Origin of the sequence: Sorangium sp. So ce131, assembly GCF_051519095.1 — a bacterium.
GTDB lineage: Bacteria > Myxococcota_A > Polyangia > Polyangiales > Polyangiaceae > Sorangium.
Genome location: NZ_CP150455.1, coordinates 13,477,274 through 13,491,281, shown reverse-complemented (window position 1 = coordinate 13,491,281; position 14,008 = coordinate 13,477,274). Strand labels below are relative to the sequence as shown.

Below are 14,008 nucleotides of genomic sequence, written 5' to 3'. Positions count from 1 at the left end.
GTTTCAGTGGAATCCGCACCGAAAGCAGATTTCATACGTGTAGGGCCTATCTAGCTGACAATCGTCACGGCAAATCTCGCAATAGGTATAGCCATGGCTGTTCCTGCGTGTGCAACGCCCACCAATGTCTTGGCACTTTTCATACATCTCGGTACAGCTATGGACTGGTGAGCACCCTGCCATCAGCGCAAGCGACTCGCTCCCCACTTCTTCGCCTCCGCCCTCGCCTTCGTCGCCGCCTCTGAGAAAATCTCCCGCCCCTACGGATTCTGTCGGAATCTCATCGTCCCCGCTTCCAGGCTCCACCGTGTCACACCGTGTAGGACAAGTCGCACGCCGATGCGAGTACCGCGACGAACCCGCCGCACAGCACGAACGCGCCCGCCTTCAGCTTCAAGCCGTACCCCATGTTCTCCTCCCGGTCCGGATGCGCGCGTTCGATCTCCCAGGAGAGGGGCGGCGTCAACAGGTGGTCTAGGACACATTACGTCCATGCGGTCGCTGTGCCGAGGCAGAGCTTGGTCGGTCGCGTCGGTGGGCCAGGGCGCCTGCGGGCGACATCGAGCCGCCAAGACCGCACATCTACTTCCCTGACGCCGCCGTTTGACCGCGGACTCGAGGTTGAGATGGCCCCGACGTAGCCGTGAGAACGCGGTCCCGATGGCCCCCCCCCGAGGCACCGGGCGATGGCGCTCACCAGCTCGCCCTCGCCTATCTGGCCGGGAAGGTAGGAGGGTCTACCGCAAGCGACGCGAGCGCTTGAGCACGTGCGCGAGGTGCGAGGTGCTTGCGGCCCAGGCCGGATTCGTCCGAAGGTGGTCTCGGGGGGCACCCCGAGGCTTCGGGCAACGTGGGAGACCTGCTCGCCCTCGCCGACGGTGACGTCGCGCAGCTGGGGACCTACCCGCGCCTGCGACGGCGCTTCTGCCGCTGGATGAAGCGCCAGCGGGCGATCTCGAACGCGGCGTCGTTGAACCAGGGCGCGCCGGGCGCCTTGGCGATGGGCTTGCCGAAGACGTCCGTCCAGAGGTCGAACCCGGCGCGCCGGAGCTCCCGCAGGTGGCGCTCGGTCACGCGCTTGGGGATGCGGAGCAGGCGCCGCGTGTACGACTCCTCGAACACCAGCACGATGGTCCGGCCGTTCATGAGCCGCACCTTGCGCTTGTGGGTCTTGTAGCGCGTGACGATGGCGCCCTTAGGAAGGCCGAGTTTGTGCTTCGGGGGTCGCTTCACCGGCATCGGCGCCACCTCCGGAGCCGGAGCTCGAGCGCGGCGCGCGCGATGCGCAGCCGGCTGATCGCGCTGTGTGGGCTCATCCCGTGCCGTCGCGCGTACGCGGAGAGGGTCTCCGGGCTGTCGACAACCAGGAGGATCTCCTGATGCTCCGGCCTGAGGCTGCCGATCGCCGCGAGCAGGTCGCGCGCCTCCAGCTGGGCCTCCAGGCTCGGACCAACGACCCCGCGTAGCCGGCCGAGCGACTCTGGGCGTCGAAGTTGACGCGGCGCACGTACGCGCTGTCGAAGTAGTGGCCTGCCTGCCGCCAGGCGATACCGTGCAGCCACTTCCGAAGCGCCTCCCGGGGCTTTTCCCTCGGATCGGACCGGTACTTGCCGCGCCTCACGGGACGGCCCGGCGGAGCTCGCGGTCCAGCTCGGCCAGGTCCGTGCTCGCGAGGACGCACTCCCACGGTGCCGCTGGCTGCGGAGACCTGAACGGGGGCGAGCAGAGCGCGATCCTACCCCTCCGCCTCACCGTCCATGGCCGGCGCTGCCCCCTGGGCAGGAGCGGGCGGCGTGCTCGCCTCCAGCAGGAGTGCCCATTCTGGAAACACGCTTTCTCCATGCTCAGGCAACGTCAGACGCCCCCGCATGGTGTACCACTCGATGTACTTGGAGAGCGCGAAGATGCCGAGGATGGCCGCGCCTATACCATCGGTTCCCCACACTGGCGGCAGTTTCCACGGCTTCTCTGGATCCAAGATGTCGATCTGGACCTCCCAGCCGTCATCCGGTCGTTGTTGAGGTCGGCCGACGCGAAGGGAAATTTCGCGCTCATGCTCCGCTCCGGCCGGCTGAAAGACGACTTTCCGTTCGCCGATGATGTCCATGATGGCATCATAGCACCCGATTTCCCCCCAGCCCGTCAACCGGGTCGTCAGGGACAACGGGCGTGGCATGCAGCGTTTCCAGAAGCTTTCGCGAGATGACAACGAAACTTCCATTTAGCTGGAACCTGCTTGCAAAACCTGTCGATGACCTCCCAGTAGGCCATGCAGGCGTCCTCGCATCTACCGCGCGGGGCCGCATTCGGTGTTGCATCCGTCGCCACTGGTGTTGCCACGAGCTCGAAGCTTTCCGAGCCGTCCAAGTTTTGATGGCTGTCCCTTCCACCGCCGGGAACGACCGCGATCCAGGCCTCGGTGTCGTCATCCGTCTCCCACGTCGCTTCCGGGCTCAGGGCGCACGATGCAGCACAGAGCGCACACGAGAAGGAGAGCAGCATTGCGGAGGCGAGATGATGTGTTCGCATGTGCGCCGCTCAAGCGAGCTGCGGGCCACCACGGAGCGATGACCGAGGGAACGGGCTGGGCGAAGCCGTCGTCCATCCACGGACTCGGCACGTCCTCAACGGATCTGTCGACGGTTGTAACCTCGTTTACGGGCAGCCCCCCAGGTCCGCCACGCCGTGTGACCTGCGTGTGCCCCGACTCCAGGGCATGGGGCTCCACGAGAAGGCACTCGTGTGTACGAGAGGAATCGCGCCCTCATTGGCCTCTGACACCGCCACGGCAGGCCAGCTCAGCTCATCGCCCCACGTTGAAGCTCTCCTCGAGCGCGCCTCCGAACGCGCGCTGAAGGACGATAGGATCGAAATACTCGTGGTACTCCGCGATCCGCCCGTCCCGGATCACGAACATCCCCGCATACGTGTTGTTGTACGCGGCGCCGGACTTCAGCCGGATCTCCCCACGATAGGTCACGAAGAACCGGGAAGGGTCGACCATGTCGTGAACGACGAGGTCGGGGAACCGCATGCCGGCGAAGTTGTCGGGCATGCTCCGGTACTGGTTGAAGATGGCGGCGCGACCGTCCAGCACCTTCGGGAAGCCCTCAGGCGAGAACGGCATGGCCTGCCGCCCCGTCTCCGCAAAGAGCTCGGCGAAGCCCCGGATATCGAACGCCTCGAGCCTGGCGAAGAAGGCCTCGACGACGGCGCGGTTCCTCTCCCGCGCCTCCGATGCGGTCGCGCTGCTCGCGGCGTCCTCGGGTGGCCTGTGCTGTGGCGGGGCGCAGCCGTGGGTAGATGCTATAAGCAGAAGCGGGGCTATAGAATTGAGCGCGTTTCTCATCAATCCCTCCGTATTGCCGGCCGCAGTCGCGGCCCGCCGCGCCGGCCCCCCCGCGCCGCCCCGCTGGACGGTCGCGGTCCCGCCAGGGTCGTCCGGTGTGGCGGTGCCTCCTCGGCTCGTTGTCTCGCGTCCCGCCAGCTCAGCGCGCCCCCAGGGTCGCGCGCAGGTGCGCGGCGGCTTCCTGGCTTGCGCGGTCGACGGTCGCGGGGTCATCGTAGAAATGGAACTGCGTTCCGGCCGTCCACACCACGCGGGGAGCGACCGGCATCGCGGCCGCGAATCGCTTCGCGCCGTCCGGAATGGCGCCGTCCTCGGAATGGACGATGAGCGTCGGAGCGCGCAGGCGCGAGGCCGACGAGGTCCGCCCCCTGGCTCGGAAAACGCACGTGCTCGACGCGGTACGCGGGCGGCGGCGGCGCGGCGAGGCCGGCGCGCTCACGCGCGCGCTCGAGCAGGGCCGCGTTCCCCGTCGACTCGCCGGGGATCATGCGCATGCGGGTCACCTTCCACCCCGACGCCGCGCGCGCGAGCTCGTGCTCGTAACGGCCGCCGAGCGTCCAGAGCTCGCCGCCCGCCGCGCCGGCGAGGTGGTGAGTCGCCAGAAACAGCGAGCGCACGCGCGCGAGGTCGGGCTCGACGAAGCTCACCTGCTCGTCCCGGATGGTGTGCTGGGTGCTGTCGAACGCCGACAGGAGCGGCTTCCACCGGGAGACGATCTCCTCGGGCGTGAGCAGCTCGGGCACGCCGTAATCCAGCACGACGCGCTCGGCGAACGCCGCGCGCACCGTGTCCCACTGGCGAAGATCGGCGCCCCGGGCGACGTTATGAATGGTCTCCAGGATGGCGGCTCGGTCTCTCGTCTCGTTCTGCATGAGGTTCTCCTGCGCGCCGGGTTCGACGGCGCTGCTCGGGTGGGCGCAGGCGGCGAGCGCCATGGCGGCGGCGCCGAGGACAACGCGGGCTCCGGTGGGGGTCATGGTTGGCTCCAGATCTGCGGTGATGGTGCGCGCGCGCGGCGCCTCGCGCTTGAACGAACCCCGCAAGCACCGTTGAAGGAACCTGCGCCGCTCGCCTCGAGCGGCGGAGGCGGGTAAAGTCCGGAGCGTGAGAGGTCGGAGCGCGGTCCCCTTCGTCGCCTCGAGCTCGTCCGAGCCCGTCGACGCGCTCGCGTCGGCGCGCATCGACGCCTCCAGCGCGGATCTGGGCTGGCCAGGGGTGCACGTGGAGGTCGGGTACAACCCGTCGTGGGACGTGCACGATCTCACCGTGCGCGCGCATTACCTCGCGCTGAACACCGACCCTGACGCGCTCACGTTCGAGGCGCGCATCGACGGGCGCCCGCGCGAGATCACCCTCGCTCCGGGGCAGCTCTGGTTCTGCCCGGCGGGCGCGTCGTTCACCCACCGGGTCCACGCGCCCTCGGGCTTCGCGATCGTCACGCTCGAGCCCGAAAAGCTGCTCCGTGTGCTCGGGGAGGACGAGGACCGCGAGCTCAGGCGGGCCTACGCGGTCGATTCCCCGCAGCTGGAGCACCTCGTCCGCGCCCTGGCCGCGGAGGCGGAGCGCGGCGGCCCCAGCGGCGCCATCTTCGTGGACGCGCTCGCCACCGCGCTGGCTGTCCAGATCGCCGGATCGTTCGGCGTGAAGGCGGCACCCGCCCCTGCGGCGCGCAGCGGGGGGCTGTCGCGGCGCGCTCTTCAGCGCGTGCTCGCGCTGATCGAGGCGGACCTCGGCGACGGGCTCACGGTCGAGCGGATGGCCGACGCCGCGGGGCTGAGCGCCGCGCACTTCGCGCGCGCGTTCAAGCGATCCCTCGGCGTCGCCCCGCACCAGTACGTCCTGCGGCGGCGCCTCGAGCGCGCGCGGCAGGCGCTCGAGGCGCGGGACGCCGACATCCTCAACGTCGCGCGCCGCCTCGGCTTCTCGGATCAAGCCCACCTGACGCGGCTCTTCAGGCGCGAGTTCGGCGTGACCCCTGGAGTCTACATGCGCAATCGCGCCCGGTGAGGCGAGGCCGAGCGCTTCCGCCGAACCGAACGTCAACGGCCAACCCAGGGCAGGTCGCCCTGTGAGGGCTTGGCCTATCTCCGCGTCTTCGATCCGCTTCTCTCGCCCCTCTGGGCAGGTTAGCCTCGCCCAATGCGAATCGACAACAGCACGATCCTCATCACCGGCGGCGCCAGCGGCATCGGCCTCGCGCTGGCCCAGCGCTTCGTCCGGGCCGGGAGCACCGTCGTCGTCTGCGGCAGGCGGCAGGAGCAGCTCGATCAGGCCCAGCGGGAGTGCCCCGGGCTCCGCGTGGTCCAGTGCGACGTGTCGGTCGAGGCCGAACGCGCAGCGCTGGTCGAGCGGGTCACGCGCGAGTTCCCCGCGCTCAACGTGCTCGTCAACAACGCGGGCATCCAGAATCGCCCGCCTCCCCTGCGGGAGCCGCAGGACTGGTCGAGGCACCGCTCGGAGATCGCCATCAACCTGGAAGCTCCGATGCACCTGTCCATGCTCCTCATTCCCCATCTGATCAAGCAAGGATCGCCCGCCATCGTCAACGTGACCTCGGGCCTCGCGTTCGTGCCCATCGCGTTCATGCCGACGTACTGCGCGACCAAGGCGGCGCTGCACTCCTTCACCCTGAGCTTGCGTTATCAGCTCAAGGACAGCCCGGTCCGCGTCATCGAGGTCGTCCCGCCCGCGGTCAACACGGATCTCGGCGGAAAGGGGCTGCACGACGCGGGTGTGCCCCTCGATGAATACGCGGACCACGCCGTCGCCCAGATCGAAAAAGGCGCGCTGGAGTTCGGGTACCAGTTCTCCGAGAAGGGACGCCTGAGCTCTCGGGAGGAGCTCGATCAGGCGTTCACCGCCCTCAACGAGCGGCTCGCGAAGGGCCGCTGACGCGCCGCGCGGGGCCCCGGTGCGCCCGCGCTCTCCGTCTGCACGAGCGCCGGAGCGGCGTCAGGCGCGCCTCGACGCGCCCGGGCGGCCGCGGGCGGAGAGCGCATGCGCCACGCCCCGCTCCAGCGTGCCCCGCGTGACGATGCCCCCGAGCTCCGCCTCGAGCTCGACGAGCGTCTGGGCCACGCTCGGCCGGATCCCGGTGATCACGATCTCCGCCCCCAGGAGCCTCACGCTCCGCGCGGCCCGGACCAGCGCGTCCGTCACCTCGGCTCCGGCCTCCGACACGCCGGTGACGTCGACGATGACCATGCTGGCCTGCTGCCCCGAGACCCCCTGGAGCAAAGCCTCGATCACCTGCTCAGCCCGCGCGCGGCTCATCTTGCCGACGAGGGGCACCAGCAGCACGCCCGGCGCGATGGAAAGGAGCGGCGTGGAGATCGACCGGAGCGTCTCCTCCTGGACGCGGAGCACCTGCTCCTGCATCCGCCGACTCTGCTCCTCCGCCTCCACGCGCGCCGTGATATCCGCCGAGATCCCGCAGACGCCCGCGACCTTGCCGTCCTCGTCGCGGAGCGCGAACCGCGTGGCCATGAACACCCGCGTGCGGCCATCCACCTCCAGCCGATAGGCGCACGCACGCCAGCGCCAGCAGCACGAGCGCCGCAGCGCTCTGGCCGCCCGGCGACGGCGCGCGGGCCTGCCCCGCGAGCGCACACCCTCCCGAGGAGGAGGGCGCCGGCTCCGGCTCGGGCGGCGGCAGCAGGAGCTCCCTGCAGGAGGTGAAGCAGTGGCATGTCTGCTCGGCCCCGGCGCCGAGCGCGACGCAGGGACCGTCACAATCGGCGGACACGCTGCACGACTCGCCGAACACGCCGCTCCGCAGCTCCCGGTAGCCGCACCGCTTCCCGAACGCCTCGGGCAGGCAGAGCATCCCGGCGGGGCAGTCGGCGTCCTCGGCGCACGTGCGCGCGCAGAAGTCCTCTCCGGGATCCGGCGCGTCCGCGCTCGCCGGCGGCGTCGCCTCGACCGCCTCCAGGTAGGGGCCGATGAACTCGTCGAGGTACACGTCGACCCGGGTATGGACGCCGAAACCGTCGCAGGCCGCGTCGCCCGAGCGCGCGATCCCGAACGCCCGCTCGCCCCCGTCGTCCACGAGGAGCGCCGGACCGCCCGAATCACCGCTGCAGGCCAGCGAGGGACCGGGCGCGGTCTGAAACGTGGTCGCGTCGACCGACGTGATGACGGCGGTGCCCGTCTGCTTCACGCCAGGATCGCCGTCCTCGAACGACGCGCCGAAGCCGACGATGCGGATCGTCTGCCCCACCGCGTCGGCCTCGAGGGGCGCCTGCCGCAGCGCCGCCAGCAGGACGGGCGGCGGCGCCGCGAGCAGGAGCAGGGCAATGTCGTTCTGCCGGGTGTCCGGATCATACGCCGGGTGCGGGTGCAGCTCGACGACCCGCGCGTGGTACCCCGGGACGGCCACGTTCGAGCCGAAATAGGCCTCCATCTCCTCGGCGCGCCGCGACGAGAGGCAATGGGCGGCCGTGAGCAGCACGCGGGGGGCGACAAGCACGGCAGAGCAGAACGTCTCGACGCCGTGCCCTTGGGGGCACAGGGCGCGCCGAGCTCGGAGCGCCGCCACCGCGGGATCGCCGTCCGTCGGCGTGCCCTCGGTGATCGCCGCCGGCGCGTCGCCCGTCGCGGGCTCACCGCCACCGGCGCAGCCGCCGGCCAGGCCCGCCGCGACCAGCGCCAGCGCCCCCGCGCGCCGCGCGAGCGGCGCACCGACGTGGCCGCCCCGTCGCCGGGGCGGCCGCACGCTCCGAGCCTCGATCAGATACATGCGACGACGCCGGTCAGATGCACTTGCCGATGATCGAGTTCAGGAAGTCGTCGTCCGCCTCCCAGTACTCATCACCACACTCGTCGTCCCAGGGATTCGAGGAGCCGCCGTGGGCGCGGCCACAGCGATCGTGATCGAGGCAATCGTACGTGTACCCGGCGGTGCCGAAGCCGCACCCGCTGCCGCACTTGCCGTAGCAGTCGTCGGCGTTCGGGCCGGCGAAGATGCTCTCGAACTGCAGGCAGTGGCCGCTGGCGTCGTGGTACGCCGCCGCGTTGGCGTTGCACGTGAGGTAAAGGATGCCGTCCTCGTTCGAGGCCTGGTGGTTGACCTCGATCGTGTCGGTCGCCGTCTCCGCCCCGCCCTCCTCGTGGACGATGACGCCGGGCGGGATCACGCGAGGGGTCTCGCCATGGGGGGCGCTCAGGTCGATCTCGCGCTCGGGCATGGTCAGCCCGGCCGGCGCCTCCGACCAGAACGAGATGCGCCGCACCAGGAAATCCTCGTGCAAGCGGAGGCTCTCCTGGTCACCGCCGAAGTGATCGCCCAGCGCGGCGAGCGTGCGCTTCAGGGCCGCGAGGTCCTCGGGGTAGAGCGCGCCGTTGTAGCCGTTCCAGTGGGCGCGCATCACCTCGCCATCGTAGCTCGCGTCGAAGGGCTGACCGTTCACCTCGAGGTGCAGCGTGGCGGTGAGCGGCCCCGTCCGGCGCGCCTCGAACTCCACGAGATCCCCCCCTGCGTCGAGCTTGCCCGAGAAATCCGTCTCGGTGTGCGCCGTGATGCGGAGCGCCGCGTCGCCGACCTCCGCCCCCGGTTCCTCTCCGCCGATCGCAGTGCAGGCCCCAGTACCCAGAAGGATCGCCACGACGCCGCTCACAAGTTTCATTCTTGACATGTGAACTCCTCGTTACCCGGTCACACAGGAACCGGGCATCCGCTCGTGTCATGCCATCGAGCCTAGATCGTACCTGAGGCTGCGCGCGCCGCGCATCACTCCTGGCGACGCGGCCCGCTGCAGCCTCGAACTAGGCGCCACCGGTGTACGATGACAGAGGAGGAAGATCAAGGGAAACGATTCCCGACGATGCGGCAGAGCAGACATCCGCCGATACACAAAGAACCGTTGTTCTGTGAAGATTTGTTATTGCAAAGGTTTGTTACCGCAAAGCCCCGTCACTGCAAAGATTTGTTATTGCAAAGATTTGTTGGAGGCATCGGCACGCGAGCGTGGACGAGGCCCCCTCCTGATGAGGCCGCTCAGGGTCCGCCGGAGATGGGCCAGCCGACGCTGCCCCAGACGAGCTCGGAGACGCGGAGCTTGGGCGCGCAGCGGCAGAACCAATCACGGATCTCGACGAGCGACGGCGTGTTCGCTCACGAGCGAACGATTACAGCCTCATCCCTCTTCGTGGCGACGGCGTGTGCTGAGCGCGCACGTTGTGGAGTGAAGTCGACCCCTTTGATGAGCGTTTTTTTTTCAGCAGGGGGCGGCTCGTAGAGAGCGCCTCGGGCAGTCCGCCGTCACGGCAAATCGCCTCTGTGTCCACAACTCGTGCATGCGCCGGATCGAGCTTCGCGCGGGATTCCGGCGTGGCCGAGGGCGCGGCCGTCATCACGAGCGCTCCGAGCTCACCTTCACGCTTCTTCACGTTACTTCACAGCGCACGAACGGTCGAAGACTCGATGACAGCCCCTCGCGACGTCCATCACGAACAGCGCTGCACAACGCCTCTGCCATGCTAGGCTGCCGACCATGAATCGCTGAGCGCCTGCGCGCCGGAGCTGGCCGCTGCAGCCAGCGAGAAGGAGCTCGACATGACGCGACGATTCTATCTGTCCACGCGCCGGCGGACAGCGGTGCACCTCGGAGCCGGCCTGCTGGCGCTCCTCTCCTCGTCCGCGGCCTGCGGCCCGGATCGCGACGGCGAGCCGCCGCGGCGCCACGACGACTCACGCGCTTCCGAGGCCGGCGCGACCTCCGCGCCCGAGGGGCTCACCGGCCCCGAGGTCAGCCTCTGGTCGAGCGCGGACGTGCCGGCCATCGCGGCGGCCGACGACGACCAGGCCGTCGAGCTGGGCGTGAAGTTCCGCTCGAGCGTCGGCGGTCAGATCACCGGGATCCGCTTCTACAAGGGCCCTGGCAACAGCGGCGCGCACATCGGGCACCTCTGGACCGCCGCGGGGGAGCCGCTCGCGTCCGTGGAGTTCACGGGCGAGAGCGCGAGCGGCTGGCAGGAGGCCCGGTTCGCCGCCCCGGTCGCGATCCTGGCGAACCACGTCTACGTCGCGAGCTACTTCGCGCCGGACGGGCGCTACGCGGCCAGCAACAACTACTTCTCGTCCACCGGGCACGTGAACGGCGCGCTCTACGCCCTGGAGGACGGCGAGTCCGGCGGCAACGGCGTCTATCACTACGGGAGCGCCGAGTTCCCGACGAGCACGTGGCAGGGCTCGAACTACTGGGTCGACGTGCTCTTCGCGCCGGAGGACGCGCCGCCCCGGGGCGGCAGCTTGGACCTGCCCCTCGTCCCGTGGGAAGGTGGACCCTCGTACTACGGCGCGCACCCGTACACCGACGCGGCGGGCTGGGACGACCCGGCGTTCTTCCCGATCGGCGTCTGGTTCGAGGGCGTCTACGGCCAGGGCGACATCGATCTCGACAGGGACGCCGGGATCAACACCTATGTCGAGCTGACCAGCGGGAGCGACCTCGCGCTCATCCGGCAGAACGGCATGTTCGCCATCGCCGGCGTCAGCGGCATGGGGAGCGAGACCGTCGGACACATGCTGACGGACGAGGCCGACATGTGGGCCGGCCCCGGCGACGCCGCCTGGACCGGGAACAGCCCCGGGCAGGGCGATATCTGCAGCCCCGCGGGCGCGTCGTGCGGCTACACGGTCATGCAGACGCTCGTGGATCACACCCCGTCGGACGGGCGCGTGCGCTACGCGAACTACGGCAAGGGCGTGATGCTCTGGGAGAGCGTCAACCAGGCGCAGCGGTTCGTCAACTCGTACACGCAGGTCGTCTCGAACGACCTCTACTGGTACACCGATCCCAACATCTGCGGGGAGATGCAGACCTTCCTCGGGCTCCCGTCGAGCACGTGCCGGCTCTCCGCGAACTACGGGGTGACCATGGACAAGATGCGCCAGCTCGACGGGATCGACGGCGAGCGCCAGCCGATCTGGGCCTTCGTCGAGGTCGGCCACCCCTTCACGGAGGACTCGGCCCCGAGCATCACGCCCGACCAGATCGCCGGCGCGGTGATGTCGTCCATCATCCACGAGGCCCGCGGCGTCCTCTACTTCAACCACAGCTTCGGCGGCCCGTGCCAGTCCCAGCACGCGCTGCGGGAGCCCTGCTACGCCGCGCAGCGCGCCAAGGTCCGCGAGACGAACCAGCACATCCGGGATCTCGCGCCCGTGCTCAACACCCAGTCGTACGCGCACTCCTTCAGCGCGGATCTCGACACGATGCTCAAGGAGCACGGCGGCTCGTACTACATCTTCGCGATGCTCGGCCGCGCGAAGCCGGCCGGGAGCTACACGCTGACCCTGCCGCCCGGCCTCGCCGCCGCCTCCGCCGAGGTCCTCTACGAGGGCCGCACGCTCGACGTCAGCGGCGGCTCGTTCACCGACTCGTTCGAGGCCGAGCACACGGCGCACATCTACAAGATCACGCCCTGATCGCACCAGCGCGGCGCCGCGCGCCTCCGCCTGCTAGAGCGGCCGCTTGGACCGGAACAGCGCATAACAGCCAGGGCAGCGCCACTCCAGCGTCCTGCGGCCGTCCGCGTCGAGCGTCCGCGTCAACCGCCAGCCGTAACGAGAGCTGATGAGCGTGTAGTTCGTCTCCGTCTTCGGAGCCGCCGTGCCGCAATCCACGCAGCGCTGTGTGATGCGCTGCTCGCTCGCCGGAGGCTCTTTCACCATGTGGTCCGCAGTCGCAGGGGACGTGCGCTGGTCGTCTCCGAGCTTCCCCGGTAGGATTGAGCTGCGTCGGGTGCCTGACATCGAATCCTCAGGGGGCACAGATCAGTCCGCCGAGAGGCTCGCCTCTCCGGCGGAGCGCGGACGATTCGCTGGACACCCTCGACGAGCCTTCCTCGAGGCGAATCGACGATGTGCCGCCAAGGGCCGGCTCACGTGCGCGTGGAGCGTGGGCCACGCTCAACCTCTCCCGGTCGCGATCGAGGTGTCAAGCTGGGCGGAATCGCGCTTCGCGACGCTTCGTGGCGCTTCGTCTCGAAGATGACGCGACGAGCCGCGCTGGCTCGTCGCGCCGCGGTGTTCCTTGGGTGAGCGGGGGCCGCGAGCCACGCTGAGCCCGCTCCTCACGGCGGCAATCGACGCGACGCGCCCGACGCGGGCGAGCGGAGCTCGGCCCCGTGTGCTGTACTCCAGGTCACCGGCAAGCGGCTCGCCCCGGCGCTCCTCCTGCCTGCCCGCGCACTCGCGTGGGCGCGAGGGCGGACCGAGACCACGTCACGACAGCGGCGATTGCACAGGAGGACCCAGGCGCGATGTTCGAGAGCTTGAGCTTCCTCGAGTGGCTGGCGCTCTCGGGCGGGATCCTCCTCACGATGGCGCTCGCGTCCGCGCACGTGAAGCGGCTGCCGGTCTCGTCGTCGATCATCTACCTCGGGCTCGGGTGGCTGCTGGGCCCGCAGGCGCTCGGCTGGATCCGGCTCGACTTCGAGGCGTGCAGCGCCTGGTTCGAGCGGCTGACCGAGATCGCCGTCATCGTGTCGCTGTTCATCGGCGGGTTGAAGCTCCGCCTCCCCCCGCGCGACCGCGCGTGGTCGGCCGCCTACCGCCTCGCCGGCCCCGTCCTGCTCGCGTGTATCCTCGGCCTCGCCGTGCTCGCGCGCGCGCTCCTCGGGCTCGATCCGGCCGAGGCGCTGCTGCTCGGCGCGATCCTCGCGCCCACGGATCCGGTGCTGGCCGGCGCGGTCTCGGTCGGCCACGCCGCCGACAAGGACCGCATGCGGTACGGGCTCTCCGGGGAAGCGGGCCTGAACGACGGGATGGCGTTCCCGTTCGTGGTGCTCGCGCTGGGCTGGATGCACCACGGCGGGCTGGGGTCGTGGATCGTGGGCTGGGCGCTGCTCAAGCTCGCCTGGGCGGTCCCGGCCGCGCTCGCGCTCGGGTATGGCCTCGGCGTGGCGGTCGGCCGCTGGGCCATCCGGCTCCGGAGCGGCCACCGCGACACCGAGGCGCCCAGCGACTTCCTCGCGCTGGCGCTCATCGCCCTCTCCTACGTCGCCGCCTCCGTCGTCGGCGCGTGGGGGTTCCTCGCCGTCTTCGCCGCGGGCGTGGGCCTGCGCCGGGCGGAGCTCCAGGTGGTCGCCCGGACGCCCCACCCGGGCGCGGCGTCCCGCGAGGCCCGGTCCGACCCGGGCCACCCGCCGGCGGAGCACCTGGTCGGCGCGTGGGTCGATCCCAAGGAGATGGCGGAGCCGGCGGTCGCCGCGGGCGTGATCGTCGCAGAGACGATCTCGTTCGGCGCCACCGCCGAGCGGATGCTCGAGGTCGTCCTGGTCACGATCGTCGGCGTCTCGATGGGCCTCTACTGGAACACGCAGGCGCTCGTCCTCGCGGCCGCGCTGTTCTGCCTGCTGCGTCCGCTGACCGCGCGGCTGCTCCTCGCCGGCACGCCCACGTCGCCTCAACAACGCTGGCTCATGGGGTGGTTCGGCATCCGCGGCATCGGGAGCCTCTACTACCTCGCCTATGCGCTCAATCACGGCTTCTCCGGCGGCGCCGCGCGGCGTACTATCGAGCTCACCCTCTCTGTCGTCGCCCTGAGCATCCTGCTGCACGGCGCCTCCGCGACGCCGCTCCTCAACCGCTACCAGGCGACGCTGAAGCGGCCCCGGTGAGCCGGCTGGGATTGTGCTTGACAAGCGGAACGGCGC

12 protein-coding genes and 1 pseudogene are annotated in these 14,008 nt (G+C 69.9%); 4 read left to right on the top strand and 9 right to left on the bottom strand.

The window, feature by feature from the left end; all coding sequences use genetic code 11:
* Window positions 1–310: 310 nt before the first annotated feature.
* The 5 genes from WMF43_RS49105 to WMF43_RS49085 form a co-directional block, all read right to left on the bottom strand.
* Window positions 311–466: a hypothetical protein gene (locus WMF43_RS49105; protein ID WP_437675804.1), complete on the bottom strand. Its 156-nt coding sequence runs from the start codon at window positions 464–466 to the stop codon at window positions 311–313.
* Between the two features lie 434 nt (window positions 467–900).
* On the bottom strand, window positions 901–1,239 hold the full coding sequence (locus tag WMF43_RS49100; RefSeq protein WP_437675803.1) for a hypothetical protein: 339 nt from the start codon (window positions 1,237–1,239) through the stop codon (window positions 901–903).
* Between the two features lie 496 nt (window positions 1,240–1,735).
* Entirely contained in the window at window positions 1,736–2,107 is a 372-nt protein-coding gene (locus WMF43_RS49095; RefSeq protein WP_437675802.1) for a hypothetical protein, read from the bottom strand.
* 696 nt (window positions 2,108–2,803) lie between these two features.
* The gene (locus WMF43_RS49090) at window positions 2,804–3,349 is read right to left on the bottom strand and encodes a nuclear transport factor 2 family protein (RefSeq protein WP_437675801.1); all 546 of its coding nucleotides are present in this window, start codon (window positions 3,347–3,349) and stop codon (window positions 2,804–2,806) included.
* A gap of 209 nt (window positions 3,350–3,558) precedes the next feature.
* Window positions 3,559–4,326, bottom strand: a complete 768-nt coding sequence (locus WMF43_RS49085; protein WP_437675800.1) for a nuclear transport factor 2 family protein — start codon at window positions 4,324–4,326, stop codon at window positions 3,559–3,561.
* Between the two features lie 127 nt (window positions 4,327–4,453).
* Between WMF43_RS49085 and WMF43_RS49080 the strand changes: the two genes are divergently transcribed.
* Together WMF43_RS49080 and WMF43_RS49075 are read left to right on the top strand one after the other, a co-directional pair.
* Window positions 4,454–5,356, top strand: a complete 903-nt coding sequence (locus WMF43_RS49080; protein WP_437675799.1) for a helix-turn-helix domain-containing protein — start codon at window positions 4,454–4,456, stop codon at window positions 5,354–5,356.
* Between the two features lie 132 nt (window positions 5,357–5,488).
* Window positions 5,489–6,241: an SDR family oxidoreductase gene (locus WMF43_RS49075; protein WP_437675798.1), complete on the top strand. Its 753-nt coding sequence runs from the start codon at window positions 5,489–5,491 to the stop codon at window positions 6,239–6,241.
* 60 nt (window positions 6,242–6,301) lie between these two features.
* Here the strand turns inward: WMF43_RS49075 and WMF43_RS49070 are convergent, their stop codons facing one another.
* The 3 genes and pseudogenes from WMF43_RS49070 to WMF43_RS49060 all read right to left on the bottom strand — a co-directional run bounded on the left by WMF43_RS49070 (window position 6,302) and on the right by WMF43_RS49060 (window position 8,982).
* Window positions 6,302–6,649: an STAS domain-containing protein gene (locus WMF43_RS49070; RefSeq protein ID WP_437684242.1), complete on the bottom strand. Its 348-nt coding sequence runs from the start codon at window positions 6,647–6,649 to the stop codon at window positions 6,302–6,304.
* A 661-nt stretch (window positions 6,650–7,310) separates the two neighbouring features.
* A pseudogene (locus WMF43_RS49065) lies at window positions 7,311–8,087 on the bottom strand (trypsin-like serine protease); the annotation flags it as partial.
* 13 nt (window positions 8,088–8,100) lie between these two features.
* Window positions 8,101–8,982 (bottom strand): hypothetical protein, encoded by an 882-nt coding sequence (locus WMF43_RS49060; RefSeq protein WP_437675797.1) that lies wholly within the window; start codon window positions 8,980–8,982, stop codon window positions 8,101–8,103.
* 920 nt (window positions 8,983–9,902) lie between these two features.
* On the opposite strand from WMF43_RS49060, the gene WMF43_RS49055 reads away from it, so the two are divergent.
* Window positions 9,903–11,777, top strand: a complete 1,875-nt coding sequence (locus tag WMF43_RS49055) for a DUF4082 domain-containing protein (protein WP_437675796.1) — start codon at window positions 9,903–9,905, stop codon at window positions 11,775–11,777.
* 33 nt (window positions 11,778–11,810) lie between these two features.
* On the opposite strand, the gene WMF43_RS49050 is transcribed toward WMF43_RS49055, so the two are convergent.
* Complete coding sequence (locus tag WMF43_RS49050; RefSeq protein WP_437675795.1) at window positions 11,811–12,023, bottom strand: hypothetical protein; 213 nt, start codon at window positions 12,021–12,023, stop codon at window positions 11,811–11,813.
* A gap of 602 nt (window positions 12,024–12,625) precedes the next feature.
* On the opposite strand from WMF43_RS49050, the gene WMF43_RS49045 reads away from it, so the two are divergent.
* The gene (locus WMF43_RS49045) at window positions 12,626–13,972 is read left to right on the top strand and encodes a cation:proton antiporter (protein ID WP_437684240.1); all 1,347 of its coding nucleotides are present in this window, start codon (window positions 12,626–12,628) and stop codon (window positions 13,970–13,972) included.
* The last annotated feature ends 36 nt before the right edge of the window (window positions 13,973–14,008 follow it).

Coding starts and splice junctions, on each gene's coding strand:
- WMF43_RS49100 (WP_437675803.1), bottom strand. CDS start 1,239: ATGCCGGTGAAGCGACCCCCGAAGCACAAACTCGGCCTTCCTAAGGGC.
- WMF43_RS49095 (WP_437675802.1), bottom strand. CDS start 2,107: ATGGACATCATCGGCGAACGGAAAGTCGTCTTTCAGCCGGCCGGAGCG.
- WMF43_RS49090 (WP_437675801.1), bottom strand. CDS start 3,349: ATGAGAAACGCGCTCAATTCTATAGCCCCGCTTCTGCTTATAGCATCT.
- WMF43_RS49085 (WP_437675800.1), bottom strand. CDS start 4,326: ATGACCCCCACCGGAGCCCGCGTTGTCCTCGGCGCCGCCGCCATGGCG.
- WMF43_RS49075 (WP_437675798.1), top strand. CDS start 5,489: ATGCGAATCGACAACAGCACGATCCTCATCACCGGCGGCGCCAGCGGC.
- WMF43_RS49060 (WP_437675797.1), bottom strand. CDS start 8,982: ATGTCAAGAATGAAACTTGTGAGCGGCGTCGTGGCGATCCTTCTGGGT.
- WMF43_RS49055 (WP_437675796.1), top strand. CDS start 9,903: ATGACGCGACGATTCTATCTGTCCACGCGCCGGCGGACAGCGGTGCAC.
- WMF43_RS49050 (WP_437675795.1), bottom strand. CDS start 12,023: ATGGTGAAAGAGCCTCCGGCGAGCGAGCAGCGCATCACACAGCGCTGC.